We start from the raw sequence: 26,977 nt of genomic DNA, 5'->3' as shown, positions 1-26,977 counted from the left end.
ACGCTTGCCCGGATCGTCATGTCCAGCCTGACTCTTGACCTTTGGAATATTTTTGAAAGCCGGATGCGCGCCGTCTGGCAATCGCCCCTGATGGCCCGGATGCGCGGCGCCTTTGTCGCGCTCGGCGGGCTGACGACACTGGTCGCGCTGTCCACCTATCATCCGGACGATTCCAGCCTGAACGCCATAAGCCACACACCCGTGCGCAATGCACTTGGCCGCTTTGGCGCAATCGTCTCCGACCTATCATGGCAGTCAATCGGCCTGGCCGCGTGGCCGGGCGCGGTCCTGATGGTCTATTTCGGCACCTTGCGTACCTTTCACCACGATCCGGACCAGACGCGCGGCGCCATCCGCCGCCATGCCCTGTTCGGCATCCTCTTCCTGCTGGCGCTCAGCGCCGCCTTCGGTCCGGTTTTGACCTCGAAGGACCCGATCGTCGCGCAAAGTCTCGGCGGTTTCTGGGGCGGCGGCCTGAACAATCTGCTGGCCTCGGTATTCGGCTTCATGCGCCTGCCGGCCGGCGAGATCATTGCCAGCGGCCTGTTCGCCGTACTGGCCCTCTATGGCTTCAACCAGACGCTCAACCTGAAGATCCAGTCCTATCTCCGCCTGGGCCAGTTTCTGGGCGGCGGTCTGAGGGCCACCGGTCTCGGTGGTGTCGCCGGCGGCCTGGCCGCGGGCTTCCGCGCCAATGTCAACGCCAAGGCCAAGGCGGTCCAGACCCCGAAAGTCAAGAAGACCAAGGCTCAGCCGGCGCTTGCCGACGAAGACGACGATGGTTTTGAAACCGTCGCCGAACTGCCAGCCGCAAAAGTCGCGCCGCGCATCCAGCCGACCGTCGCACCAACCCGTCCGGCGCCGCAGCCCGAAACCATGTTTGACGACGACGACGGCGATTTTGGCGACGACGGCATGGTACCGATCCAACCGCCAGTCACTCAGACCAAGGCTCCGTCAGCCCCCGCCGCCAAGCAGCCGGAATTCGACTTCCTGCGCCCCAGCAATTTCAAGCTGCCCGACCTGACGATCCTGGCCAAGCCCAAGGCGCGCAGTCAGGCCTATGACGAAGACAGCTTGCGCCAGAACGCGCGTATGCTTGAAAGCGTCCTGGCCGAATTCGGCGTCCGCGGCGTTATCGACCAGATCCGGCCCGGCCCGGTCGTCACCCTCTACGAACTGGCGCCAGCCGCCGGCGTCAAGGGCGCGCGCGTCGTCGCCCTGGCCGACGACATCGCCCGAAACATGTCCGCCCGCTCGTGCCGCGTCTCCGTCGTCCAGGGCCGCAACGCCATCGGTATCGAACTGCCGAACCAGACGCGCGAAACCGTCTTCTTCCGCGACCTGCTGGCCTCCAGCGAGTATGAGCGCTCGACTCACATCCTGCCGATGGCTCTTGGGGAAACGATCGGCGGCGAGCCCTACATCACCGACCTAGCCAAGATGCCACACCTGCTGATCGCCGGCACCACCGGTTCGGGTAAGTCGGTCGGCGTCAACGCCATGATCCTGTCGATCCTGTACCGCCTCGATCCGGAACAGTGCAAGTTCATCATGATCGACCCCAAGATGCTGGAACTCAGCGTCTATGACGGCATTCCGCACCTGCTGGCCCCGGTCGTCACCGACCCGAAAAAGGCCGTCGTGGCGCTGAAGTGGACCGTCAAGGAGATGGAAGACCGCTATCGCCGCATGTCCAAGATCGGCGTCCGCAACATCGCCTCGTTCAACGAACGCGCCCGCGCTACCGCTGCCGAGGGCAAGAACTTCATCCGCAAGGTCCAGACCGGCTTCGATGAGACGGGTCAGCCCGTCTACGAGTACGATGAAATGGTGCCCGAGCCCATGCCGTACCTGGTCGTCGTGGTGGACGAAGTCGCCGACCTGATGATGGTCGCCGGCAAGGACATCGAAGGCGCCGTCCAGCGCCTGGCCCAGATGGCCCGCGCCGCCGGCATCCACCTGATCATGGCCACGCAGCGTCCGTCGGTCGACGTCATCACCGGCACCATCAAGGCGAACTTCCCAACCCGGATCTCGTTCCAGGTCACCTCCAAGATCGACAGCCGCACCATCCTGGGGGAACAAGGCGCCGAGCAACTGCTGGGCCAGGGCGACATGCTCTACATGGCCGGCGGCGGCCGCATTACCCGCCTGCACGGCCCGTTCGTTTCCGACGGCGAAGTCGAAGCCGTGGCCCAGTTCCTGCGCGACCAGGGCCAGCCGAACTATCTCGATGACGTCACCTATGGCGGCGACGAAGAGGCCGGTTCCGGCGAAGGCGGCGGCATGGGCGAAGGCGGGGGTTCGGGCGACGACCTCTATGACAAGGCCGTCTACTTTGTCACCTTCGACCGCAAGGCCTCAACCTCCTACATCCAGCGCAAGCTGCAGATCGGCTACAACCGCGCCGCTTCGCTGATGGAGAAGATGGAACAGGAAGGCGTGGTCGGCCCCGCCAACCATGTCGGCAAGCGCGATATCCTGGTCGGCCCACCGCCTATCTAGCCAGGGTCGTAACGACTCTGGGCCCGGATTCGCGACAGCGGAAACGCACGCAAAGAAAAAGCCGCCGGAGATGATCCGGCGGCTTTTTTGTTTGGCTGTAAAAACGCTTATTTCGTGTTCGACAGGCGCAGCTCGCGCGCGCGGGTCAGGATGGCGTTTTCAATATCAAGCTGGGTTTGCTGGGCCACCGGCGCATCAACCCACTGGCCGCCGGTCTGGACCTGCTTGTAGACCGAGACGTTCAGCGCGTCGGCGCGCAGGCGGGCGTCAAGAATGTAGATGGTCGCCTTGAAACGCTCATCGGGCTTTTGCGGGTTGGCATACCAGTCCGAGATGATCACGCCGCCCCACGGGTCGGCCGAGTTCAGCGGCATGAAGGAAATGGTGTCGAGCGAGGCGCGCCACAGATAGGCGTTCACGCCAATACCGGCCTGCTCATTGTAGGACGGCGCGGTCGACTTCTTGCCGCCGAACAGACCCAGGAACTTGCTGTCTTCGACAGGCGCCGTAGCCGTTGGCGACGCGGCGGGCTTGCCGGCACAGGCGTTCAGGGTAAGGCAGGCGGCCAGTGCACCCAGAACCAGGGCCGGGCTAAGCTTAGTCGTCATCGAAAATTCACTCCGCATGTTGTTGCGATTGGGTCCGCAAGCTCTTGCAAAGGCCCCCATAGGCCACCTGGTGGTTATCGCCGGTTTGTCGCCTCTTGATACAACCTCCTCTATAGCATGCGCGCAAGGGGGTGTGACAAGAGTTCGTTTACATCAAACCCAACAGTCCGGCAAATTTAAGTCCAACAGACCGCAAACTTATGGCCTTTGAGACGCTCAGTTTCAGCCGTGACATAGTTTTGCCCATCTTGTTGAATTATCAGCTTGTTTACCTTCGTTAACGCCGTTTGGCACTGAATCCGTGACCAATAAAACACATCTGTTCGGGGAATCTGCTCCAAAGGGGTTTTCGCTGCTGACAGAAATTGACCCTGTCAGCGAATTGGGCTTAATCGGTTTTTGACATATAAGTGCCAATAACAGTGTGTAGTTCTGACATGATGGACAGCTAGTTTCGGGATGGGCTGTTTCACTTTGGGGGGTATCGCAGGATATCTTTCGGGGCGAACGTTTTTCCACGACAACAGCTTACCGTAATGCCGTTCAACAGACGCAGTTCGAGTAAGACCCATGAAACCCGTTGCCGCCTTCGCTGTGACACTAGCCCTTCTGGTCTCCGCCGGAATGAGCCAAGGTGCGCTGGCGCAAGGTAAGCCGTCAAAGCAAACGGAAATCGCCGGTCTGGCGCCTATCACGGTCAGCGACAGCTACATCAGCGAACAGACGACCACCCTTTCCAAGCCCGAGCAGAAGTCCAACATCTTCCAGTTCGACCTCAAGGGTAAGTGGGGCCTGAAGTTCGATGTCAACCAGGCCGAAAGCCGTCCGTCGGGTTTCAATGACGTTGACGCTGGCGCCTTCTACAAGTTGACCCCGTCTTTGCGTGTCGGCGGCACCGTCGGTTTCGGTGAAAAGACCGAGGCCTTCAAGCCCGAAGCAACCGGCCGCAGTCAAAACGCCAAGACGCAGCCGCGCGTCCGTCTGGAAACGACGTTCAAGTTTTAAGAGCTGGTAAGTTTTAAGAACCCGTAGACTCTGAGCACTGGCAAGTTCTAATCTTTCAAACTGAATGCATCGACCGCCGCGACGCCCCAAAGGCCGCTGTCGCGCAATTGCGGTATCGTGTCACAGCTGATCCCGCCCAGGCCGTAGACCGGCACGGGCGAGGCATCGACGAAGGTGCGAATGCCTTTGACGCCCAGGGCGGTGGCTTCCGCGGCCGATGCGCTGCGGCTGGCGAAAATTGGTGAGGCAAAAACCGCATCCAGCGCATCGATTTCCGGCCGGTGCAGGGCCTCCACGCTGTGACAGGCGGCAGTGAGGATGAAGTCCGGAAATTCCGCAGCCAGCCCCGGCGCCTTGTCGAGACTGCGTTCGGGCAAGTGGACGCCATGGGCCCCGACTTCGAAGGCCAGGTCCGCGTCATCGCCGATAAGCAGGGTCAGATGGCGCTCGGTGGCGATCCGGCTGAGTAGCCGTGCGCGTTGAAGGGCGTGGCCTTCGCCAAAATGGCGGTAGATGATGCCACAGCCGGCAGGCAGATGTTCGGCGATATCTTCGGGGTGCGTAATGCGCGCCGGGTCGGTGACGAAGAAAAGTACCGGCAATGGCGGGCCGCCAGGGTTCAAAGCCGTCCGCGCGTGCGCTATGACGGTCGCCTTGTCGAGCAGATACTGGAAGCGGGTTGCATATGTCATCGCCGGATACCGAAGACTATCAGCGGATTATAGACCGAATGGATGCGGCTTTAAAGGCCTCAGGACGCGCGTCCGATAGCGCCATCCTGACCGCCGTGTCCAAGACCCAGCCGTGGGAACGGATTTTGCCGGTATTGGCGGCCGGTCAGCGCCGGTTCGGCGAGAACCGGGTTCAGGAGGCCATGGAACGCTGGGAGGGTCAGCGCGATAAATGGCCGGGCCTCGAACTGCGGCTGATCGGGCCGTTGCAAAGCAACAAGGCGAGCGACGCGGTGGACTTCTTCGACGTCATCGAGACCATCGATCGCGACAAGATCGCCCGCGCCATTGCTGATGAAATCCAGAAGCAAGGCCGCTCACCGGAACTGCTGATCCAGGTCAATATCGGCGAGGAAGACCAGAAGGCCGGCGTTTTGCCTATGGAGGCTGACGCTTTCATCGCAACTGCCCGTGGTTACGGCCTGACGATATCTGGTCTGATGTGCATTCCGCCGGTCGACGGTCCACGCGGCCCCTACTTCGCCCTGCTGAAAAAGATCGCCGATCGCAATGGGATTGCCAATCTCAGCATGGGCATGAGCGACGATTTCGAACCGGCCATCGCCTTCGGCTCGACTGAGGTCCGCGTCGGCTCTGCCATTTTCGGGACTCGGTGAGTTCTGGTTCCAAGGTCCTTCGGACCTTGGCCGCCGGAGGCCCTATGCCTTGATCTCGACTGTACTTCCTGGTTCTGCCTCTCTCAGCAACTCCAGCAAATCGTTACTCGCCAACGCCACACAGCCTTCCGTCCCTGCATAATTATCCCGGGCCAGGTGCATGAAGATAGCCGACCCCATACCGGCTATGGGCGGGTCATCATTGTGCCCTAAAACGACAATAAGGTCGTAGACATGATCGTCCCGCCACAGCTTCTCATGACCGAATTCGGACGGCAGCTTGATGTGGCGGTTATAGTCCGGGCTCTGAGGATCGTCGCTCCAGCCGTCATCCGGCGACAGGGCAACCACCTTCAGCGCGGTCTGCGGCGGCGCGATGCGATCCGGCCGGTAGAAGACGTAGCGGATCGGCCATTCACCCACAGGCGACTTGCCGTCGCCTTCCCTTTTGTCCGCGGCAGGGGTTACGCCCCCTTTTCCAAGGGCTGCCTGCACACTATGTAGGTTTAGACCTAGCCGTCCGTCGCTATATGCGGTAAATTTCTTGACCATTCGGGGTGATTTGCGGCTAACAACTATAAGAAACCCAAAGATACAGGATCATGGTGCAACAAAAAACCCTTCTTGTCGTCGATGATGATGATGAACTGCGCGAAGCTCTGGCCGAACAGCTGGAACTTCACGAAGAATTCAAGGTCGTTCAGGCGTCCAATGGCGCCGAAGGCCTTCGCCTCGGCAAGACCATAAATGCGGACCTTATCCTGCTGGACGTCGACCTGCCGGATATGGACGGGCGCGAAGCCTGCCGCCTGTTGCGCAAGGGCGGCCTGACGACGCCGGTCATTATGCTAACGGGCCAGACCTCGGATTCGGACACTATTCTCGGCCTCGATGCCGGCGCCAATGACTACGTCACCAAGCCGTTCCGCTTTGCCGTGCTGCTGGCGCGCATCCGCGCCCAGGTCCGCAGCCATGAAACGTCGGAAGACGCCACCTTCCGCATCGGGCCTTATGAATTCAAGCCGGCGCTCAAGGTGCTGGTCGATCAGACGCAAAAGAAGACGCGCCTGACCGAAAAGGAAACCAATATCCTCAAATACCTCTATCGTGCCGGCGGCAAGCCGATCACGCGCGAGGAGCTGCTGACCGAGGTGTGGGGTTATAATGCCGGCGTGACGACCCATACGCTGGAAACCCACGTCTATCGCCTGCGCCAGAAGATCGAACCCGATCCCGCCAATGCCCGTCTGCTGATGACGGATGCCGGTGGGTACAGGTTGCAGTTCTAAGACAAAAGCCGGAGTTTAAACGCTCCGGCTTTTTATTATTTAGGATAATCGGTTGTTCCTTCCCCGTTTACGGGGAAGGTGGCAGCGAGCAAAGCGAAGCTGACGGAAGGGGGACATGCGGAAGGACGCCAAGATCACAATCGCTCGTCGTTTCCGCAAAGCGATGACAAAGCCTGAAGTCTGGCTGTGGGGTGGCTTGAAAAGTCAGCACGCGGCTGGACCTGTCTTTCGCCGCCAAGATGCTATCGGGCCGTATATTCTCGACTTCTATTGTGTCAAAGCCAAACTTGCGATCGAAGTCGATGGCGAGACGCACACTCACGATGAGCAACAGGCAAAAGACGCAGCCAGAGATGCGCATCTTGCCGAGCTAGGCATAGCCACGCATCGCGTAATCGCGCGCGACTTATTGATGTTTCCCGATGAGACAATTACAGGTGTGATCGAAGTAACACTTGCGCGGATGGCGGAATTGGACGTCCCCCTTCCGTCATCGCCTCCGGCGACGCCACCTTCCCCGTGAACGAGGAAGGAATTAGCTGTTAGATTTCAAAGCCAGGTTAGATCAGCGCAAAGTCGATTGCTCTATGATTCTGCGTCGACATACCAAGCAAACCACAGGGCCTCTTCCAGCTTGCCGCCGTTGGCCAAAAGGTCTGCAACCGGCTCCGGAAAGGCATCGCGCAGTTCCTGCAGGAAGTCGAACTCGGCCTGAATCTCCGCCAGATCACGCAGGGAGAAATCCGCGGCCATGCGGACGCGCACGTCCCAAGGCAGGTCTTCGGGCACATTCTGACATGGATCGACGGCAACCCAGTAGACCTCCCCGATCGCTTCAGCCGTCCGCAGCTGCAACTGGCCACCGAGGTTGAGCAGGTTGAGCGCCTTTGCCGCCGCGATGACCGCCGGCAAATCGTCAACCCGCCAGGCGTATTCGTTATGGCGGAGGTCGGCCTTGGCCAGGATTTCGGCCGGCAGCCTGTTTTCAATCAAGTCAGACATCTAAATCTCGAAGGTTACCTGGATCGGCGCATGGTCGGACGGCCTTTCCCATTCACGGATCGTATCGTGGATCTTCGCCGCGATCGGGCCGGTGATCTTTTCCATCAGGCCTGGATTAAGCAGGATGTGGTCAAGCCGCAGGCCCCGATTGCTCTTGCGGAAATCGGCGGCGCGATAGCTCCACCAAGTGAAGATCTTCTGTGGATCAGGATAGGCGACACGGAAAGGATCGTGCAGCTGGCCGGCATCCATGAAGGCCCCAAAGGCCTCGATCTCCGCCGGCGTGTGACTGACGACGCGCAGCATCTGGCGGTGGCTCCAGACGTCAAATTCACCCGGCGCGATGTTCAGATCACCACAGATCAGCAGCGGATAGTCCTTGGCACGTTTGAACAGATGCTCGCTCATGCGTTCGTAGAATTCGAGCTTATGGTCGAACTTGTCATTGCTCAGGCGGTCGGGCACATCGCCGCCGGCCGGGATGTAGAAGTTCCAAATCTCGACGCCATGGACGCGCACCGCCTGGGCGCGCGCCTCGCCACGCCGGCAGAAGGGCGGTGAGCCGATCGGCTCGAACGGCACTTTTGACGCAAGGGCGACGCCGTGCCAGCCCTTTTGACCCGTCACATGTATGTGGGGATATCCGGCCTCTACAAACGCCTCATAGGGGAACTCGGACTCCTGGCACTTGATTTCCTGCAGGCAGATCATGTCGGGAGAGGCGAGTGACAGGAATTTGGCGACCTGCTCCATACGCAGGCGCACGGAGTTGATATTCCAGGTAACGAGAGAAAAGCGCATGGTGTCCGGAAAAAGAGGGCGTCAGTGTCCAGGCGCTGCCTAAAAGACTGAAAAGCCAAACAAAAAAGACCCGGTCCGAGGGCGCGGACCGGGCCAGATTTTGGCACATAACACGAAGAGAAAAAAGGGAAAACGCACGTCCAGAAAGTCTACCGCCGTAGCCCTTCTATGTGTGAATAATGACACCATTTCTAAAAAAGCGCAATGAAAAATGTCAAACCGGCATTATTTTTTTAACTGCGGCTTGTTGAGCACAAACAATTCCGGCTTCAGCGGCGAATCAGGTGTCAGGCTGACCAGACGGACGGTCGTCGCCCGACCCTGTGCGTCGACGATGACCCAGTCCTTGAGCGTCAAAGCGCCATTGGCCGCCTGCGCAAAGTTCAGCGTGATCGCCCCTTCGACCTGCTTGCGGCGGTCGCGCGCCTTCAGCATGAAACCGGTCGGGCTCGACGACACAGCGGTGACGACCACACCCTGGTCGAAGCGGATCTGCTTAGACAAAAACAGCGACAGCGGCGTTTCATCGAGCGGATAGGCGTCGAACGACTTCAGGCGCGGGTCCCACATCTTGACCTGCTTGCCGTCCGAGACGATCAGCAGCGACGACGGCGCGTCATATTCGAAGCGAATCTTGCCCGGACGTGCCAGAAACCACGCGCCTTGCGTCTTGCGGCCACGAAAATCGCTTTGTTCGAAACGGCCCTGGGCGGTGCGCAGCCCCTGAAGATAGCTGGTCGCCTGGGTAATGCGCGCCTGATCGGCGGCGTTGAACTTCGGCGGCACGATATAGGTGGTGAAGTTGTTCTTGCCCGACTGGGCCAGGGCCGGCGACGTCGCGGTCACACAGGCGGCAGCCAGGGTCGTCAAAAGCAGGCGGCGGGTCAGCATATTATGTCCTTTATCTCTCGTCCCATAGATCACTAAACCCCCTCCCCGGCAATTCAAGGGCGTGAAAAAGACGTAAAATTCCGGTTTGTGGCCGCAGGATTAAGCGCGGATGAATGGCGCAGATACCTTTTGCCGCAGGGGGGTTGATCCCTCCTGCAGACGAGCCGATAGTCTGCCCAGGAGATGCCCCATGGACGACCTTCGCCCTATCGTTCCCCCCGCTCATCCGGTCCACAAGAAGCCGCTGCCCAGCTGGCAGTGGGTCCCGCAGTTCTTCATCAATCCGCTGACCATCTATTCGGAAGACTCCTTCCGTCTAACCTTCGGCCGCGCGCGTGCGCTGGGCGTCGATACGGTCGCTGTCGCCGATCCCGAAGGCATCAACCATGTCCTTAAAACCAATATGGACAATTATCTGCGCCCGATCGTCCAGGCGCGGCTGTTCCGGCCGGTCATGGGCAACGGGCTGTTCCTGTCGGAAGGCCAGGTATGGCGGCGGCAAAGGCGGATGCTGGCGCCGATCTTCAGCCCCGCTGCCATCGGCGACCTGATCCCGCATTTCCAGTCCGCCGGTGAGCAGATGGTGAAGCGCCTCGAAGGCCTGCCACGCGTGCGTTTCACCGAGGTCTTCCACCGCGCCGCGCTCGATGCTGTCCTGAAGGCACTGTTCTCCCTCCAGGCCGACGACAACCGCGCTCGCATTCCGCAGCTTGCGCGCCAGTACCTCGAAGGCGCGGGCCGGCCAACCGTACTCGACGCCATCGCACCCACCGAGGAGCATTTCGGCTGGGCGTCGGGCAACCGCCGGCGGTTCCAGAAGGAATGGCGCACCGTGGTCGACGAAGTGATCACCGATCGCAAAAGCTCGGGCTCTGACAACCAGCACAAGCGCGGCGACCTGCTCGATCTCCTGCTGGCTGCGCGCGATCCACATACGGGCGCGGCCATTGATGACGCCGAAATTCGCGACCAGTGCGCAACGCTTCTGGCCGCCGGGTTTGAAACAACCTCGCGCCTGCTGTTCTGGGCGACCTATCTCCTCAGCCTCGATAGCGTTGAGCAGGAACGCATCCGCGACGAGGTCCGCGCCTTTCCGGTCGAGCGCGTCACCACCATGGACGATATCAAGAACTGGCCGCGTTTGAGAAACACCCTGCTGGAAGCGCTCAGGCTCTATCCACCCGTCGCCTATGTCGTGCGCAAGGCCATTAATGACGACGTCATCATGGGTAACCCCGTCACCGCCGGCACCGATGTGTGGATCAGCCCGTGGATCATTCATCGCCACACCAAGCATTGGGACGATCCGACCGCGTTTAAACCCTCGCGCTTCGACGGCATCCCCTCGCCATGGACCAGTATGGACACCTATCTGCCGTTCGGCGGTGGCGGGCGCATCTGTATCGGCGCTGGCTTTGCCATGGTCGAAGCCCAGATCATCCTGGCCAGCCTTTTGGCGCGCCACCACGTCGTGGCGGAAGACAAACGGCCCATCCTGCCCGTCTTCCGGCTGGCGACCGTGCCCGACCGCGATCCGTGGTTTAGGATCGACGCGATCTAAGCATTTCCCGGCGAAGTGGCCGCCGGTTCGCCGTTAGGAAATGCGACAACGCTTAATGCCATATTTCTATAGCGCCACAGGGCACACCACCTTATAAGCAGGCCACATTTTCCTTAAGTTTGCAAAGCCATGGCCCGCTACAATCCCAAAGAGACCGAACCGAAACAACGCCAACGCTGGGACGACGCGCAGGTGTTTCTGACGACCCAGGACGCGGATAAGCCGAAATACTACGTGCTTGAGATGTTCCCCTATCCATCAGGGAAGATCCATATGGGCCATGTGCGCAACTACGCCATGGGCGATCTGGTGGCGCGGTTCAAGCGCGCGCGCGGCTTCAATGTCCTGCACCCCATGGGCTGGGACGCCTTTGGCATGCCGGCCGAAAACGCCGCCATGGAACGCAAGATCCACCCCAAGGGCTGGACTTACGATAATATCGCCAATATGCGCGGCGAGCTGAAGCGCCTGGGCCTGTCGATCGACTGGACGCGCGAATTCGCCACCTGTGACCCGGCCTACTATGGCAAGCAGCAGAAGTGGTTTCTCGACCTGCTGAAGAACGACCTGGTCTATCGCCGCGAAAGCCAGGTCAACTGGGACCCGGTGGACATGACCGTGCTCGCCAACGAGCAGGTTATCGAAGGCCGCGGCTGGCGGTCAGGCGCGCCTGTCGAAAAGAAGAAGCTGACCCAGTGGTTCATGCGCATCACGCGCTTTGCCGATGACCTGATCGAAGGCCTGACGACGCTGGAACGCTGGCCGGAAAAGGTGCGGCTGATGCAGTCGAACTGGATCGGCAAGTCACGCGGCCTGCAGATGACCTTCCCGTTTGTCGATCGTGACGGTGGGGTTGAGGTTTACACGACGCGTCCCGATACGCTGTTTGGCGCCTCGTTTATCGCCATTGCCGCCGACCATCCGCTGGCCCAGACCGCTGCGGCCGCTAACCCTGAACTGGCCGCCTTTATCAAGTCGATCAGCAAGGGCGGCGTCTCCCAGGCCGATATCGACACGGCCGAGAAGCAGGGCTTCAACACCGGCGTCAAGGTCAAGCACCCGTTCAAGCCGGGCGAGACGCTCGATGTCTGGGTCGCCAACTTCGTGCTGATGGATTACGGCACCGGCGCCATCTTCGGCTGCCCGGCGCACGATCAACGCGACCTCGATTTCGCCCGCAAGTACGATCTGAGCGTTACCGAAGTCGTTCTGCCGCAAGGCGCCGACCCGGAAGCGTTCACCGTCGCCAACGAGGCCTATACCGGCCCCGGCACCCTCTTTCACTCGGCCTTCCTGGACGGTCTGGAGATCGAGGACGCCAAAAACGCCGCGATCGACAAGATCGAAAGCATGGGCCTGGGTCAGGGCGCGACCGTGTTCCGCTTGCGCGACTGGGGCGTGTCCCGTCAGCGCTATTGGGGCTGCCCGATCCCGATCATCCACTGCGATGATTGCGGCGTCGTGCCTGTGCCTGATGATCAGTTGCCCGTCGTCCTGCCCGAAGACGTCACCTTTGATGTTCCCGGTAATCCGCTGGAGCGCCATCCGACCTGGAAGCACGTCAAGTGCCCGCACTGCGCCAAGGATGCGCGCCGCGAAACCGACACGCTCGATACCTTTGTCGACTCGTCGTGGTATTTCGCGCGCTTTACCGATCCGAATGCCGACGCGCCGGTTAACAAGGACGCGGCCGACTACTGGCTCGCGGTCGACCAATATATCGGCGGCATCGAACATGCCGTCCTGCACCTGCTCTATGCCCGCTTTATTACGCGTGCGCTGAACCATTGCGGCTATCTCGAGGTTAAGGAGCCGTTCGCCGGCCTGTTCACGCAGGGCATGCTGACGCACGAAACCTATAAGGCCGCCGACGGCCAATGGGTCGAGCCGGCCGATGTCGACGTTTCGGCTGACGGCGGGCAACGCATCGCCAAGCGTATCTCGAACGGCGAGACCCTGGTCATCGGCGACAGCGAAAAGATGTCGAAGTCGAAGAAGAATACCGTCGCCCCCGGCGATATCTTCGACACCTATGGCGTCGATTCCGCCCGTCTGTTCGTGCTGTCCGACTCGCCGCCGGAACGCGACGTGCAATGGTCAACCTCGGGGGTCGAAGGCTCATGGCGCTTTACCCATCGCGTGTGGGATCTGTTCGACGGCCTGGGCGACGAAAATATTCCGTGTGCGGATGAAAAAGCCGCCGGCGAGCTGCTGAAGGCCACCCACAAGACGGTCAAGCTGGTCACCGAAGGCTTCGAAGGCTTCCGCTTCAATGCCGCCATCGCCAAGCTGTACGAATTGGTCACCATCATCCGCACCAGCGACGTCGCCCTCACCGGTTCGGTTGCCCGCCGCGAAGCCCTGACCCTGTTGGCCGGGCTGATCGCACCGGTGACGCCGCACCTGGCCGAAGAATGCTGGGCCCGCCTTGGCAAGGACGGCCTGATCGCCCAGGCCGAATGGCCAAAGTTTGATCCGGCCCTCGCCCAAGACGACGTCTACATCCTGCCTGTGCAGGTCAATGGCAAGCGCCGTGGTGAGATCAGCATCCCCAATGGCGCCACTGAGGCCGAGATTCGCGAAACCGCGCTTGCGGACGAAGACGTTAAGCGGCATCTTGCGGGCGTCGAAATCCGCAAGGTCATTATCGTGCCGAACCGGATCCTCAACTTCGTGGTGGGATAGATGAAGGTTTTCAAGCTTCTGGCCCTGTGCTGCCTTGCGGTCCTGCCTGTGTCACTGACAGCGTGTGGCTTTACGCCGATGTACGCCCAGACCGGCGTCACCAGCAACTTGTCGCAGGTCGCTGTCGAGACGCCTCAGACGCGGACCGGCTACTTCCTGGGTCAGCAGTTGCGCAATGGCCTGGCGTCGGATGCGAAAAAGACCCCGCTTTACACTCTGGCTATCGAACTCGATGAACGCCACTATCAGGTCGGTTATCGCGTCGATGACACTTCAACGCGGTCCGAACTGACGTCGAGCGTGGTCTACGCCCTGACCGACAACCGCACGCGCCAGGTGGTCCTGAAGGACAGCTTTACCGAGACCGTTACCTACTCAACCTCGTCGTCGCCCTTTACCGGCATTGTGTCGCAGCAGGACGCGCAGGAACGGCTTGCGACCAGTGCCGCGCAGAAGATCCAGACAGCGATCGCCCTGCACTTCCACGGCAAGTAAGCGTCAGACCTAGACAATGAAGCTGTCCAAAAAGGCAGAGATCGACGTCTTTTTCCAGAAACCGCCGGCCAATGTCGTCGGCGTGCTGATCTATGGCAAGGACCGTAGCCAGGTGCTGGAGCGATCAACCGTCCTGGCTAAAAAGACGGTGCCGGACATCACCGACCCATTCAACGTCTCTTTGCTGACCGAAACCGATATCGATGGCGATATAGGTAAGCTGGAAGGCGAGCTGCAGGCCCTGTCGATGATGGGCGGGCGGCGTCTGATCCGTTTGAAGTTCTTCACCGAAAAATCGGCGCTGGATAAGGCGGTTGCAGCGATTGTGAAGGCCCATGCGGCTGGTGACTACAATCGCGATGCCTTTATCATCATCGAATCCGGCAATCTGGGCGGAGATTCTGCGCTCAGGAAGCTAGCCGATGCCGAAAAGAACCTCGTCAGCATCGCGTGTTACGACGATGAGACCGGCGACATCATCCGTATGGCGCGTGAGACGCTCCAGGAAAATGGAGTGGGGCTGAACACGGCGGCCATGGATATATTTGCCCAGCGCCTGCCGAAAGAGCGCGGCATTGCGCGCCAGGAGATCGAGCGGCTGGTGCTGTTTATCGGGCCTGGGTCGAACAAGACCCTGACCGAGACGGAATTGCAGGATTTTCTCGGCGTCGAGCCTGAAGCCTCCCTCTTCAAGGCTGCACAGGATGCTTTTGGCGGCCGCATGAAGGCAGCTCAGGCGGGTCTGCGCCGGGCGTTTGCCGAGGGCGAAAGCGGACCGGATGCTCTGCGCGCGCTCAGCATGCACTACAACAAGGTCAAGGTGCTGAAGGGTAACCTGCTACGCGGCCTCGATCCCAAGACGGCGGCTCGGAATTCTGGGATATTCTGGAAGGACGAGGACGATATGCTGCGCCAGGCCAAGTCGTGGAATATTGATATCCTGGATGGGCTGGCGCGCGACATCATCGATACCGACAAGATGGTCAAGTCGACGGGAATGCCGGACCTCTTGATTGCCGAGCGGCTGTATATGCAGGTCGCAGGCAAGGCGACGCGCGCCGGGTTATAAGACGAAGGGGCCGCGGGCCCCTTCACCCCATTAGTTTTTCATCAGCCGGCGGCAGACTTCATCGAGCTGTTCCAGCGTCGCGTAAGCCAGGCGAATCTCACCCTTCCCACCCTTGTCATCCAACCGCACCTTGAGGCCCAGGGCTTCCTGGAGGTCCTGCTCCAGCGACTGCGTATCGGCATTGCCAGCAACACGGACACGAGGCGCGGCGTTGCGCACTGGCGCCATCTCATCGCGCACAAGCGCTTCAGTCTGACGGACCGACAGGCCAGCCGCGATCACCTTCTCCGCAAGACCTTCAGCGTCCTGAGCCGTGACCAGGGCGCGGGCATGACCCACACTCAGACGGCCTTGCAGCACATGGTCCTGAACGACCTCGGGCAAGGCCAGCAGACGCAGCATATTGGCGATGTGGCTACGCGATTTGCCGACGACCTGCGCCAGGGCGTCCTGGGTTCGGCCAAAGCGCTCCATCAGCACCTTATAGGCCCGCGCTTCTTCGATACCGTTTAGATCAGCGCGCTGGACATTTTCGATAATGCCGATCTCCAGCACTTCGAGATCGTCAAGATCACGCACGATTACCGGTACAGAATGCAGGCCGGCTTTTTGCGACGCGCGCCAGCGGCGTTCACCGGCGATAATCTGGTATTTACCCGGCTGACCGGGCGCTGGACGTACCAGGATCGGCTGCAATACCCCCTTCTCACGGATTGAAGCCGCCAGATCGTCGATGTCCGCTTCGGTAAAAATTCGGCGCGGTTGATCCGGGTTGCGAACCAGCAGATCTATCGGCTGTTCCGGCGTGCGGAAAGGCTCGGAAGGCTGATCGGAGACAGGCGCTGCGGCCACGGCTTGGGCTCCCGAATCGCCAAGAAGCGCTGACAGTCCCCGACCTAAACCTCTTTGTTTTTCAGACATTTATATGTTTCCTTCCGGCTCAGGCCGGTTGTTTGACGGCCTGGGCGCGGCGCGATTTCTCACGCGCCACCAGCTCCTTGGCCAGCTTGATATAGGCCTGGCTGCCCGAACATTTCATATCGTAGATAAGGGCGGGCTTACCGAAGGAGGGCGCTTCCGACACCCGCACATTGCGCGGTATGACCGTGTCATACACGAGCTGACCAAAGTGTGACCGGACGTCGCGTTCGACATGACCCGATAGCGCGTTGCGCTTGTCGAACATAGTCAGGACAATGCCCTGCAGGCTGAGGCGCGGATTAAGTGAGCCGCGCACCAGATCGATCGTCCGCATCAACTGACTCAGCCCCTCCAGCGCAAAGAACTCACACTGCAAAGGTACCATGACGGCATCTGCAGCGCTCATAGCATTGACCGTCAGCAGGTTAAGCGATGGCGGGCAGTCGATCAGGATATAATCATAAGGCGGTTTGTCCTGATCCAGGCTGTCGAGTGCGTCGCGCAAACGGTAGGAACGGCGCTCGGCCTGGCCCAGTTCGATCTCGACACCCGACAGATCGGGATCGGACGGCAGCAGCCATAAGCCCGGCACCGCCGTCTTCAAAGCCGTGTCGCCAATCGGCGCCTGATCAACGATGACGTCATACAGCGAACTGACGCGATCGGCCTTGGGGATACCCAATCCTGTCGAGGCATTGCCCTGAGGATCCAGATCAATCAGCAGGACGCGTTGGCCGATGGCGGCCAGGGCGGTACCCAGATTGATGGCGGTCGTGGTCTTTCCTACTCCGCCTTTTTGATTGGCGATCGCCAGGACGCGAACGGGATATTTTTCCTGTTCCAGGGCGCTATCTGCCACGTGTCAGCCTCCGGATATGGACAACGCGACCACGTGGATCGCTAAGGGACTCGTATTGTTCTACTTCGAATCGCCACTGTTTGCCAGCCTCAGTCAGTTCACTTTCCACGTTTTCCCCTTTTAAAAACCAGCCTTCGGCGCCGTTTCGAAAGAATTTTTCGGAAAAGGTAAACAGACGTGGGAACGGGGCAAAGGCGCGCGCTGTGACGACATCGACCTTGAGATTGAGGTTTTCTGACCGGTCGTTGATGACCTCGGCCGGCAGACTCAGCTGATCGACCAGCTCTTGCAGGAAGCGGCAGCGCTTGGTCAGTGAGTCGATCAGATAGACCCTGGGTGCCGGCCCCTCGCTGTGCTTGAGCAGAATAGCCAATACCAGGCCCGGAAAGCCGGCGCCGGCGCCTAGATCGGCCCACACACGCGCATCTGGCCGCTGGTTCAGTAGTTGCGCGCTGTCGAGCACATGCCGCGACCAGTAATGTGGCACGGTCGCGGGACCTACCAGATTCATGACTTCGTTCTGTTTAACGAGGTATTCGCGAAAGATATCGAGGTCGGCGATCGCCTCGTGTTTCACGTGAAACACCAGCTTCGCCGCCATCTCTTGCGGCGTCATGGGTGTGTCTGTCATCAGGCCGACTTCTTCACGCGATTGCGGACAAAGAACAGCAGGGTGGTCAGCGCGCCCTGCGTCATGCCTTCGATACGGCCCGCCTGCCCCAAGGTTTGCGGCCGAATGCGCGACAACTTTTCGCGCGCTTCATTCGATAACCCCGGCACCGTGGCGTAGTCGACATCCTCAGGCAGGCTTAAGTTCTCGTCCTTACGGAAGGACTCGATCTCTGCCTTCTGGCGCGACATATAGCCAGCATAGAGGGCATCGATTTCCACTTGCTCATAAAGCGCTTCCGGCCAGGCGGCGATCTCCGGCCACAGGGCTTCGAGCTTGCTGCGAGAGCAGCTGTCATAGGCCATGAGCTGTACGACATTGCGTCGCTGGCCATCGCCATTGACCTGAATATTCTGCGACAAAGCCTCGCGCGGCGTCGCAACGAGTTCGGTCGCGCGGCTACGAATCTCAGCCAGAGCATCTCGCTTTGCCGACCACGCTGTCGCACGGTGGCTGCCAACGACGCGATTAGCAATGCCTTTATCCGTTAAGCGCTGATCAGCATTGTCGGCGCGCAGAGATAAGCGGAACTCCGCCCGGCTGGTGAACATCCGATAAGGTTCGGTGACGCCACGCGTCACCAGATCGTCGATCATCACCCCTATATAGGCTTCGTCGCGGCCAAGGATCACAGGGCTATAACCACCGGCTTGCGCCGCGGCGTTCATACCGGCCATAAGCCCCTGAGCACCCGCCTCTTCATAGCCAGTGGTGCCGTTGATCTGCCCGGCCAGGAACAAGCCCGGCAACTGCTTCAGCTCAAGGGTTGGATGTAGTTCACGCGGATCGACGTAGTCGTATTCGATGGCGTAGGCGTAGCGCTTGATGACCACGTCTTCCAGGCCCACTATGGTGCGCAGGAAAGCTTCCTGCGTGGCTTCGGACACGCTGGTCGAAATACCGTTCGGATAGACGGTGTCATCGTCATAACCTTCCGGTTCCAGGAATATCTGGTGACTGGTCTTGTCTGCGAACTTGACGACCTTGTCTTCGATCGACGGGCAATAGCGCGGACCGCGGCCCGAAAGATGCCCGCCGTAAACCGCAGATTCTTTGATACGGTCGGCGATGATCGCGTGGGTCTTTTCGTTGGTATAGGTGATGCCGCAAGCAATCTGGGGGCGGTCGATTGACGCCGTAAGATAGGAAAAAGGCTCGATCGGATCGTCACCAACCTGCTGTTCCAGACGGTCCCATTGGATCGTCTTGCCATCGAGGCGCGCCGGCGTACCCGTCTTCAGGCGGCCCATATCGAGTTTAAGATCGTAAAGACGCTGGCCCAGCCCGTTGGCGGGTTGGTCGCCCCAGCGACCGGCGGACATGCGCTTTTCGCCAATATGGATGACACCACGCAGGAAGGTGCCAGTCGTCAGGACAACGGCACGCGCCTCGTAGCTTTGGCCGTTGGCGTCGGAGACACCGACAACGCGGCCGGTTTCCAGGATCAGATCTTCGACGGCGGCTTCGGCGATATCGAGATTTGGGGTCTGCGCCAATTCGGCCTGCATGGCTGCGCGGTACAGTTTGCGATCGATCTGGGCGCGCGGACCACGCACGGCCGGACCTTTGGACTTATTCAGGACCTTGTATTGGATGCCACCGATATCTGCCATCCGGCCCATGACGCCGTCCAGAGCATCGATTTCGCGGACCAGATGCCCCTTCCCCAGGCCACCTATGGCGGGGTTACAGGACATCTCGCCCAGGGTTTCCTTGCGATGGGTGAGCAGCAAGGTCTTGGCTCCCATGCGCGCGGAGGCCGTCGCGGCCTCGCAGCCGGCATGGCCGCCGCCAACGACGATCACGTCCCATAACGTGTTCGAATAATCGGTCATCAATGTCCTCAGGAGATGGACGGTGCCTATAGCAGACAACGGCCGAGGGGTCGACTCTGCAATTGGTGTTTCACGTGAAACACCGGATCACTTTCCGATGCAGAAGGACGAGAAGACTTCGTCCAGAACCTGCTCAACATCATAACGCCCAAACAGCGCTTCGAAGCTGTTAATCGCCATCCGGATGTCTTCTGCCGTTAGCTCCGGCACCTGCAGACGAGAATTCAAAGCGTGCAGAACATGCCCATGGGCCTCTGCCAATCGCGCGCGGTGACGATCGCGCGTTGCGGCCGGGAATGTTTGCAGCGACAAGGCGCTTTCGACATGTGCCTCAAGCGCTTTGATAAGGGCATCTAAGCCCGCACCCGTTACAGTGCTGACGTCGAACTGGCGTGTTTCACGTGAAACACTCCCGTTATCCATCTTGTTATAAACGATAAAATCACCAGTTGTTAATAGCTTAGGTTCCGGCTCTGAGGGATTCTGGCTATCAATCACCCAGATACGAAGATCGGCTTCAGAGGCACGTTGACGCGCCCGGCGAATACCCTCGCGCTCCACGATCTCTTCCGTTTCGCGCAAACCAGCTGTGTCGTAGAGCAAAACGGAATAAGGGCCGATGCGCAGCTGAGCCTCGAGAATATCACGCGTCGTCCCCGCTACCGGTGTGACGATCGCTGTCTCGGTATTCAGCAGCACGTTAAACAGGCTCGACTTACCGGCGTTGGGCTCGCCAAGGATAACGATACGATAGCCTTCTCGGATTTGCCGACCGCGCTTTTCATCAGCCAGGGCGTCACGCAAAGACGCTTCCAAACTCGTAATGCGCTTCAAGATCGACTGGCTGAGATCGTCCGGCAAGTCTTCATCCGGGAAGTCGATATAGACCTCAAGCCGCGCCAAAAGGTCGATCAGCTCTGACCGCCAGCCTTCGTAGCGCGCGCGCAAGCCCCCGCCCAACTGGGTCAATGCCTGGCGGCGTTGCGCTTCGGATTCAGCATCGACCAGGTCGGCAATAGCTTCTGCCTGGGTTAGATCAAGCTTATGATTTTCCAGCGCCCGGCGCGTGAATTCACCCGGTTCGGCCAGCGTAAGTCCCATGGACAAGAGGACACTGTAAAGCCGGTCGATAATGGCGCGAGACCCATGAACATGAAACTCGACACAATCTTCGCCGGTAAAGCTGTTCGGCCCTTGAAACCAGATTGCGACGCATTGGTCGAGCAGTTCACCGTCATGGACCAGATCGGTATAGGTCGCAAACCGCGGCTTGAACGTCTTGCCACTCAACGCTTGTGCGGTTGCAAGAGCTTCTGGTCCGGACAGGCGGATGATCGACACGCCTGCCCTGCCCTGCGCACTCGCCAGGGCGAAGATGGTGTGTTTCACGTGAAACACTCCTTACTTGATATCCTTGCCCGTTCCGAACGAGCCCATGCTGGCCTTGGCCGCCGACTGGAACAGCTTGAAGAACTGATCCTGAGCCGTGATGCCCAGGCTCGACCAAGTCTTGATAATCTCTTCCGGCTGCATGGATTGCATGTTCTGCTCGACCTTCAGGCGCATCTGCTCGACGACAAAATCGTTCAGCGGCTCAACGTCCGGCAAGCCCAGAAACGCGCGGGCCTCTTGCGGTGTACATTCGACATTGACCGTGCACTTCATGTTGAGCTCCAGAAAGATGACAACCCGATATGAGGGTGTCATATCGGGTTGGCAAGAGTTAATTATGTTGTTCGAAAACGCTTACGTGTTCATCGACTGGAAGAACTCGGCGTTGTTCTTGGTCTGGCGCAATTTGTCGCTGAGGAACTCGATTGCATCCTGGGCACCCATCGGGTTGAGGATACGGCGCAGGACGTAGGTCTTCTGCAGGTTCGACTTCTCGGTGAGCAGTTCTTCCTTACGCGTACCGGACTTGAGAACATCCATGGCCGGGAAGACGCGCTTGTCCGCGACCTTACGGTCAAGGACGATTTCCGAGTTACCGGTGCCCTTGAATTCTTCGAAGATGACTTCGTCCATACGCGAGCCCGTGTCGATCAGCGCGGTGGCGATGATGGTCAGCGAGCCACCCTCTTCGATGTTCCGCGCGGCGCCGAAGAAGCGCTTGGGGCGCTGCAGAGCGTTGGCGTCAACACCACCGGTCAGGACCTTGCCCGACGACGGCACAACCGTGTTGTAGGCGCGGCCGAGACGGGTGATCGAGTCGAGCAGGATGACGACATCGCGCTTGTGTTCAACCAGGCGCTTGGCCTTTTCAATGACCATTTCTGCGACCTGGACGTGGCGGGTGGCCGGCTCGTCGAAGGTCGAGGAGATGACTTCGCCACGCACGGTGCGCTGCATGTCGGTCACTTCTTCGGGGCGTTCGTCGATGAGCAGAACGATCAGGTAGCAGTCCGGGTGGTTGGCGGCGACTGACTTGGCAATGTTCTGCAACATTACGGTCTTACCGACGCGCGGCGGGGCGACGATCAGACAGCGCTGGCCCTTGCCGAGCGGCGCGACGATGTCGATGATGCGGCCGGAGCGGTCTTTGAGGGTCGGGTCTTCGATTTCCATCCACAGACGCTGTTCAGGGTAGAGCGGCGTCAGGTTGTCGAAGTGGACCTTGTGACGGATGGTCTCGGGGTCTTCGAAATTGATGGTCTGGATTTTCAGCAGGGCGAAGTAGCGTTCGCCTTCGCGGGGGCTGCGGATCGGGCCTTCGACAGTATCGCCGGTGCGCAGGCCGTGACGGCGGATTTGCTGGGGCGAAACGTAGATGTCGTCGGGACCTGGCAGGTAGTTGGCTTCAGGCGAACGCAGGAAGCCGAAGCCGTCCTGGAGGACTTCGACGACGCCAGAGCCGGTGATTTCGACGCCTTCTTCGGCCAGGGCCTTCAGGACCGCGAACATCATGTCCTGCTTACGCAGGTTGGAGGCATTTTCGACACCGAGGGTTTCGGCGAAGGTGAGTAGGTCGGTAGGCGATTTGTCCTTCAGGGTCTGAAGGGACATTTTCTCGCCCTTCATGGAGCCTTCACTGGCCTCTTCGTCCTGATCCTCGGTTTCCGTTTCGGCTTCGGTATCGAGCAGTTCTTCGCCAACACCTTCGATTTCGGAATCTTCACTCATGGTCTTGCTTTCGTATGCTTTAGGATATGCGACCGCGCGCAAGGTGATGACACCTGCGAGGGACGAATAACCTGATGCCTTTTCGTACAACTGTTTGAAAAGACGATGAAATTTAGTGGGGAGGCTATCCGACGAGAACCGTGGCGCCTTGTGTTTGTGTATTGCGCGCGAAGAGTGCAGCTGCGCAAAATCGAGGGGAAAATACACCTACCGTGGGAACGGTCAAGATAAACTTGTGGGTTTGGGGCCTGCGGCCCCAAGTCTTCTATTCTTCTTAGCCCGCCCTTTTGGCCGAGCTAAGAAAAGAACAAAGGTTTATGGGGTCAAGACCCCACACCCCATAAGTTATCTTGCGCCGTACTCCAGCGTCACCGCCGTCACAATAACAATCGCCAGCAAGAAGGGCACCTCATTGATTCGGCGCCAGAACTTCTCGCTGCCGGCCGGCTGACCGGCTTGAAGCTTCTTGAAACGTGCCAGTAGGAAGTGGTGATAACCAGTCATCAGCACAACCCCCAGAAGCTTGACATGCAACCACGGCTGCTTCATCGCCACCGACCAATCAGGCGAAAAGCGCAGATAGAGCAACCACACCCCGAACACCCAGGCGGCAATCATCGCCGGGTTCATGATGATTTTGAGCAGATTGCGCTCCATCACCGCGAACACGCTAACGACATCCGGCTTCTCGGCGTTCTGGACGTGATAGACAAACAGGCGCGGCAGATAAAGAAGCCCCGCCATCCATGCGATCACCGCAAGAATGTGCAGCCCGCGTGCCAGATCATACCAGTTCATTACCCTGCCCTCCTCTTCGGACAGAAGCGATGGCAGGAATCGCAATCATGATCGCCCATCACCGCTTCGGAAGACCCGACGGCTTTCAGCACCTCGTCGTTGAGGGCCTTGATATAGTTTTCATCCACACCCAACGCGGGGATACGGATGTAATCGGCAATGCCGGCGTCCTTCGCCAGATGGCCATATTCCATGTCCAGTTCGACCAGGGTCTCGATATGCTCGGAGACAAAGGCGATCGGCACGACGATGACATTCTTGCCGTCCCTCCCCGCCTGACGGATGGTTTCGTCGGTCGACGGCCCGATCCACTTCAACGGTCCGACGCGGCTTTGGTAGCAAATGATGTGCTCGACCGGCATGTCCAGCATAGTCATAACGCGCGCAACCGTGGCTTCGACCTGCGACTGATAAGGGTCACCCTGTTTGACGATCTTTTCCGGCAGGCCATGCGCCGAGAACAACAGCCGATAGTCCTTGCGATCCTTGACGGCTTTCAGCTTCGTCCGGATCAGGTCAGCGTGTGCCTTGATGAAATGATCATTGTGCGAATAGCAGCAGACCTCGGTGACCTTCGCCGAACCCTTGTATGCCTTCTTGAAAGCCTCAACAGCACTCAGGGTCGTGGTCGACGAGAACTGCGGATAGAGAGGCAGCAGGACCACCTCATCCGGGCGCCAGGCAGCGATATCGGCCGCCGCCTGCTCCACGAATGGATGCCAGTAGCGCATGCCGACAAATACCCGGGTCTCGAGGCCCCTGGTGTGGCTGTTGATATAGGCTTCCAACGCGTTGGCTTGCGCCTCAGTCTCGCGCAGGATCGGGGACCCGCCGCCCATATGCGCATAGTTCTTGCGCGCTTCGGGCGCCCGCCGGCTGGCGATCATCGAGGCAACGCCCTGACGGATGCCGAACGGCAAATCGATAATGCGTTTGTCGCGAAACAGGTTGTAGAGAAACGGCTTGACGTCTTCCGGGTTTTTCGGCCCGCCAAGATTGAACAGCAAGACGGCAATGCGTTTCATCAGCCTCTGATCCGTTTCAGCGCCTGTTCGACATGTGCGATGGGCGTGTCCGGGAAAATGCCGTGGCCCAGATTGAAGATCAAGGGCCCCTGCCCCCAGGCTTCGAGAATTCCGTCGACCTGTGCGTCCAATGCCGCGCCGCCGGAACGCAAGGCCACGGGATCGAGCGCGCCCTGGATTGGCTTTTGCGCCTGAAGCTGTTTGCCAAGCGAAAGGGGTGTCGCTGTGCCCAATGCCAGGGCATCGACCGGGACGACATCGAGATAGCTCTGGCAGCGGGCCTCGGCTCCCCTCGGAAAGCCTATGATCGGCAGGGTTACGCCCAGGTCGCGGACGCGTTGGATCAGGCGGATATGCGGCTGGATAACCAGTTGGTCGAAATAGGGATCGGGGAAACCTTCTGCCCAGCTTTCAAAGATCTTCAGGACTTGTGCTCCGGCATCCGCCTGCATCTTGAGATAATGGGCGGAGGCTTCGATGACGATATCGAGGAGGTCTGCGACCTTTTCCGGTTGCTCATAGACGAAACTGCGGATGAGGCTGCGATCGTGGGCCTTCTTGCCGTTCAGCATATAGGTCATGACGGTCCAGGGGCCGCCGCAGAAGCCGATCAACGTTGTTTCTGGACCCAGGGCGCTGCGTACCCGCCCCACAGTCTCTCCGACGTTCCTGAGGGCCTCGCCAGCAGCCTGAGCTTTGTCGCGCATGAGTGCGGTGTCGGGCAGTTCTCCGAGGATCGGCCCCTCCCCGACAGCAAAGGTCAGGTCCTGACCAAGCGCCAGCGGAATCATCAGGATATCAGAGAAAAGTATGGCTGCATCAAAGCCGAACCGGCGGATGGGCTGCAGCGTCGCTTCGGCTGATTTTTCCGGGTTCAGACAAAAATCGACGAAGCCCGAAGTCGAGGCGCGAAGCTCACGGTATTCCGGCAGGTAGCGCCCGGCCTGACGCATGAACCATACCGGTGTAGGGCTAACGGTCTCACCGGCGAGAACCCGGAGTATGGATGCCTGAGGAAGGGTCATGGAGTCAATCCCGGTACAAAATGAAGCTCCCTCTTAGAGAACCCTCTAGTAAGAAGAAAGAGGAAGTAGAGGTTTTTAGTAGGGTGGATGGCGTGGAAAATCGCCGCAGGCTTTGCGGTTTTCCCGGCTTCTTCACAATTCGTCCCGTTCTGGAAAAAGCCTGTCCACAGCCTGTGGGAAGCTGGGATAGTTAACCAAATGCTAACTATAGTTAAAACTTCGTAAAGAGATTTTCCCAGTTGGGTGTGAATGGTTAATAAAGTGTTAAGCCATTCACATGAAACCGTCACACATTCATACATCATTAACCATTTGGGCGGATTTGGGATAAATGTGACTGTTTTCCACCTCTAATCACAGGGGAACAGCGTTCTTGAAATTCTCCTGACAGTTGCACCTAAACTGTACGGGATTGTCCACGGATTCGATGCACAGGATTCTTTTTGAACGGGGTTTGAGGCCAGAAACGCTTCTTGGGCCCCAAGGCTTCATCAATCTTTCCTGCTTTCACCCCTTGCGGGTGAAAGGCAGGGAAAGATAAAAGCAGGTTCGTGGGGTCGAGACCCCGCACCCCGGTACAAAGGCTCCTCATGTCCGAAACCGCCAACACCCTGACCGCCGGCCGTATCGGCACCTATTTCCACGTTCACCTGATATCGGACTCGACCGGTGAAACGTTGAACGCTTTGGCCAAAGCCGCAGCCGCGCGTTTCGAAGGCATCCTGCCGATCGAACATATCTATGTGTTGATCCGCTCCGAAAAGCAGCTCGACCGCGCCATGCTGGAAATCGAAAGTTTTCCAGGCATTGTCCTGCACACAATCGTCGACGCCGAGTTGCGGACAACCCTGGAAATGCGCTGCCGTGAGCTCGATATTCCGGCCATCGGTGTGCTGGACCCCCTGGTCGTCGCCTTCTCGCGACATCTCGGCGCTTCGGTGTCGAAGCGCGTCGGCGCCCAGCACAATCTCGATAACGAGTATTTCGAACGCATCGAAGCGCTGAACTACGCCATTGCTCACGATGATGGCGCTATGGCCGATAAGCTGCGCCAGGCCGATGTCGTGCTGGTCGGTGTGTCGCGGACTTCGAAGACCCCGACCTGCATCTATCTGGCGCACCGTGGCATCAAGGCGGCGAACGTCCCGCTCGTGCCTGGCCGCGACCCGTCGGAAGAATTCGAAAATCTCAACGATCCGCTGATCGTTGGCCTGATTGCCTCGCCCGAGCGGCTGATCCAGATCCGCCGCAACCGCTTACTGACGCTGAATAATGACGACCGGCCCTCGACCTACACCGACCAGGAAGCCGTGCGGCAGGAAATCATCGCCGCCCGGCGGTTTTTCGAGCGCAAGGAATGGCCGGTAATCGATGTGACGCGGCGGTCTGTGGAAGAAACCGCGGCGAATATTATCAGCCTGTTGAATGAGAAGCGGACCGGGCGCCTGGGCGGTATTTAGAT

The 26,977-nt window shown here is 59.3% G+C and carries 26 protein-coding genes; 10 read left to right on the top strand and 16 right to left on the bottom strand.

Annotated features, from left to right (window positions below):
* Nucleotides 1-18: 18 nt before the first annotated feature.
* Nucleotides 19-2,508, top strand: coding sequence for a DNA translocase FtsK (locus AC1DON_RS04805; protein WP_476933611.1), 2,490 nt, complete (start codon nt 19-21; stop codon nt 2,506-2,508).
* Nucleotides 2,509-2,615: 107 nt separating this feature from the next.
* On the opposite strand, the gene AC1DON_RS04800 is transcribed toward AC1DON_RS04805, so the two are convergent.
* Nucleotides 2,616-3,116 carry a DUF3576 domain-containing protein gene (locus AC1DON_RS04800; RefSeq protein ID WP_476933610.1) on the bottom strand — a complete coding sequence of 167 codons (501 nt, stop codon included), beginning with the start codon at nt 3,114-3,116 and terminating at the stop codon, nt 2,616-2,618.
* A gap of 570 nt (nt 3,117-3,686) precedes the next feature.
* On the opposite strand from AC1DON_RS04800, the gene AC1DON_RS04795 reads away from it, so the two are divergent.
* Entirely contained in the window at nt 3,687-4,121 is a 435-nt protein-coding gene (locus tag AC1DON_RS04795) for an NtrZ family periplasmic regulatory protein (protein ID WP_476933609.1), read from the top strand.
* Between the two features lie 47 nt (nt 4,122-4,168).
* Here AC1DON_RS04795 and AC1DON_RS04790 read toward each other — a convergent pair whose 3' ends face one another.
* Nucleotides 4,169-4,813: a thiamine phosphate synthase gene (locus AC1DON_RS04790; RefSeq protein WP_476933608.1), complete on the bottom strand. Its 645-nt coding sequence runs from the start codon at nt 4,811-4,813 to the stop codon at nt 4,169-4,171.
* Between AC1DON_RS04790 and AC1DON_RS04785 the strand changes: the two genes are divergently transcribed.
* Nucleotides 4,807-5,469, top strand: a complete 663-nt coding sequence (locus AC1DON_RS04785) for a YggS family pyridoxal phosphate-dependent enzyme (RefSeq protein WP_476933607.1) — start codon at nt 4,807-4,809, stop codon at nt 5,467-5,469. The two genes, AC1DON_RS04790 and AC1DON_RS04785, sit on opposite strands and share 7 nt — an antisense overlap.
* Nucleotides 5,470-5,511: 42 nt before the next feature.
* On the opposite strand, the gene AC1DON_RS04780 is transcribed toward AC1DON_RS04785, so the two are convergent.
* Nucleotides 5,512-6,048, bottom strand: coding sequence for a L,D-transpeptidase family protein (locus AC1DON_RS04780; RefSeq protein ID WP_476933927.1), 537 nt, complete (start codon nt 6,046-6,048; stop codon nt 5,512-5,514).
* 23 nt (nt 6,049-6,071) lie between these two features.
* Between AC1DON_RS04780 and AC1DON_RS04775 the strand changes: the two genes are divergently transcribed.
* Together AC1DON_RS04775 and AC1DON_RS04770 are read left to right on the top strand one after the other, a co-directional pair.
* The gene (locus AC1DON_RS04775) at nt 6,072-6,758 is read left to right on the top strand and encodes a response regulator transcription factor (RefSeq protein ID WP_476933606.1); all 687 of its coding nucleotides are present in this window, start codon (nt 6,072-6,074) and stop codon (nt 6,756-6,758) included.
* A 115-nt stretch (nt 6,759-6,873) separates the two neighbouring features.
* Entirely contained in the window at nt 6,874-7,281 is a 408-nt protein-coding gene (locus tag AC1DON_RS04770) for an endonuclease domain-containing protein (protein WP_476933605.1), read from the top strand.
* 62 nt (nt 7,282-7,343) lie between these two features.
* Here the strand turns inward: AC1DON_RS04770 and AC1DON_RS04765 are convergent, their stop codons facing one another.
* The 3 genes from AC1DON_RS04765 to AC1DON_RS04755 form a co-directional block, all read right to left on the bottom strand.
* On the bottom strand, nt 7,344-7,760 hold the full coding sequence (locus AC1DON_RS04765) for a hypothetical protein (protein WP_476933604.1): 417 nt from the start codon (nt 7,758-7,760) through the stop codon (nt 7,344-7,346).
* Nucleotides 7,761-8,561 (bottom strand): exodeoxyribonuclease III, encoded by an 801-nt coding sequence (xth, locus tag AC1DON_RS04760; RefSeq protein WP_476933603.1) that lies wholly within the window; start codon nt 8,559-8,561, stop codon nt 7,761-7,763.
* Between the two features lie 225 nt (nt 8,562-8,786).
* Nucleotides 8,787-9,452, bottom strand: coding sequence for a LolA family protein (locus AC1DON_RS04755; RefSeq protein ID WP_476933602.1), 666 nt, complete (start codon nt 9,450-9,452; stop codon nt 8,787-8,789).
* Nucleotides 9,453-9,642: 190 nt separating this feature from the next.
* Here AC1DON_RS04755 and AC1DON_RS04750 point away from each other — a divergent pair, with 190 nt between their 5' ends.
* The 4 genes from AC1DON_RS04750 to holA all read left to right on the top strand — a co-directional run bounded on the left by AC1DON_RS04750 (nt 9,643) and on the right by holA (nt 15,262).
* Nucleotides 9,643-11,013, top strand: a complete 1,371-nt coding sequence (locus AC1DON_RS04750; protein WP_476933601.1) for a cytochrome P450 — start codon at nt 9,643-9,645, stop codon at nt 11,011-11,013.
* Nucleotides 11,014-11,142: 129 nt separating this feature from the next.
* On the top strand, nt 11,143-13,698 hold the full coding sequence (gene leuS, locus AC1DON_RS04745; protein WP_476933600.1) for a leucine--tRNA ligase: 2,556 nt from the start codon (nt 11,143-11,145) through the stop codon (nt 13,696-13,698).
* Complete coding sequence (gene lptE, locus AC1DON_RS04740) at nt 13,699-14,193, top strand: LPS assembly lipoprotein LptE (protein ID WP_476933599.1); 495 nt, start codon at nt 13,699-13,701, stop codon at nt 14,191-14,193.
* Nucleotides 14,194-14,209: 16 nt separating this feature from the next.
* Nucleotides 14,210-15,262, top strand: a complete 1,053-nt coding sequence (gene holA, locus AC1DON_RS04735) for a DNA polymerase III subunit delta (protein WP_476933598.1) — start codon at nt 14,210-14,212, stop codon at nt 15,260-15,262.
* Between the two features lie 30 nt (nt 15,263-15,292).
* Here holA and AC1DON_RS04730 read toward each other — a convergent pair whose 3' ends face one another.
* The 10 genes from AC1DON_RS04730 to hemE all read right to left on the bottom strand — a co-directional run bounded on the left by AC1DON_RS04730 (nt 15,293) and on the right by hemE (nt 25,515).
* On the bottom strand, nt 15,293-16,183 hold the full coding sequence (locus AC1DON_RS04730) for a ParB/RepB/Spo0J family partition protein (RefSeq protein WP_476933597.1): 891 nt from the start codon (nt 16,181-16,183) through the stop codon (nt 15,293-15,295).
* A 19-nt stretch (nt 16,184-16,202) separates the two neighbouring features.
* The gene (locus tag AC1DON_RS04725; RefSeq protein WP_476933926.1) at nt 16,203-17,027 is read right to left on the bottom strand and encodes a ParA family protein; all 825 of its coding nucleotides are present in this window, start codon (nt 17,025-17,027) and stop codon (nt 16,203-16,205) included.
* A gap of 4 nt (nt 17,028-17,031) precedes the next feature.
* Entirely contained in the window at nt 17,032-17,658 is a 627-nt protein-coding gene (gene rsmG, locus AC1DON_RS04720) for a 16S rRNA (guanine(527)-N(7))-methyltransferase RsmG (protein WP_476933596.1), read from the bottom strand.
* A gap of 14 nt (nt 17,659-17,672) precedes the next feature.
* Nucleotides 17,673-19,547, bottom strand: a complete 1,875-nt coding sequence (mnmG, locus tag AC1DON_RS04715) for a tRNA uridine-5-carboxymethylaminomethyl(34) synthesis enzyme MnmG (RefSeq protein WP_476933595.1) — start codon at nt 19,545-19,547, stop codon at nt 17,673-17,675.
* A gap of 87 nt (nt 19,548-19,634) precedes the next feature.
* On the bottom strand, nt 19,635-20,936 hold the full coding sequence (gene mnmE, locus AC1DON_RS04710; protein WP_476933594.1) for a tRNA uridine-5-carboxymethylaminomethyl(34) synthesis GTPase MnmE: 1,302 nt from the start codon (nt 20,934-20,936) through the stop codon (nt 19,635-19,637).
* A gap of 12 nt (nt 20,937-20,948) precedes the next feature.
* Entirely contained in the window at nt 20,949-21,212 is a 264-nt protein-coding gene (locus AC1DON_RS04705) for a DUF6489 family protein (RefSeq protein ID WP_209721753.1), read from the bottom strand.
* A gap of 81 nt (nt 21,213-21,293) precedes the next feature.
* Entirely contained in the window at nt 21,294-22,667 is a 1,374-nt protein-coding gene (rho, locus tag AC1DON_RS04700; protein ID WP_476933593.1) for a transcription termination factor Rho, read from the bottom strand.
* 345 nt (nt 22,668-23,012) lie between these two features.
* On the bottom strand, nt 23,013-23,465 hold the full coding sequence (locus AC1DON_RS04695) for a CopD family protein (RefSeq protein WP_476933592.1): 453 nt from the start codon (nt 23,463-23,465) through the stop codon (nt 23,013-23,015).
* The gene (gene hemH / locus AC1DON_RS04690) at nt 23,465-24,493 is read right to left on the bottom strand and encodes a ferrochelatase (RefSeq protein WP_476933925.1); all 1,029 of its coding nucleotides are present in this window, start codon (nt 24,491-24,493) and stop codon (nt 23,465-23,467) included. The genes AC1DON_RS04695 and hemH overlap by 1 nt, the downstream gene beginning before the upstream one ends.
* Nucleotides 24,490-25,515, bottom strand: coding sequence for a uroporphyrinogen decarboxylase (gene hemE, locus AC1DON_RS04685; RefSeq protein ID WP_476933591.1), 1,026 nt, complete (start codon nt 25,513-25,515; stop codon nt 24,490-24,492). The genes hemH and hemE overlap by 4 nt, the downstream gene beginning before the upstream one ends.
* Nucleotides 25,516-26,105: 590 nt before the next feature.
* On the opposite strand from hemE, the gene AC1DON_RS04680 reads away from it, so the two are divergent.
* On the top strand, nt 26,106-26,975 hold the full coding sequence (locus AC1DON_RS04680) for a pyruvate, water dikinase regulatory protein (protein ID WP_476933590.1): 870 nt from the start codon (nt 26,106-26,108) through the stop codon (nt 26,973-26,975).
* The last annotated feature ends 2 nt before the right edge of the window (nt 26,976-26,977 follow it).

Source organism: Asticcacaulis sp. P4_H10, from assembly GCF_056400965.1.
Note: the sequence above shows the minus strand (reverse complement) of the source record. Positions and strands in the feature narration are given on the sequence as shown.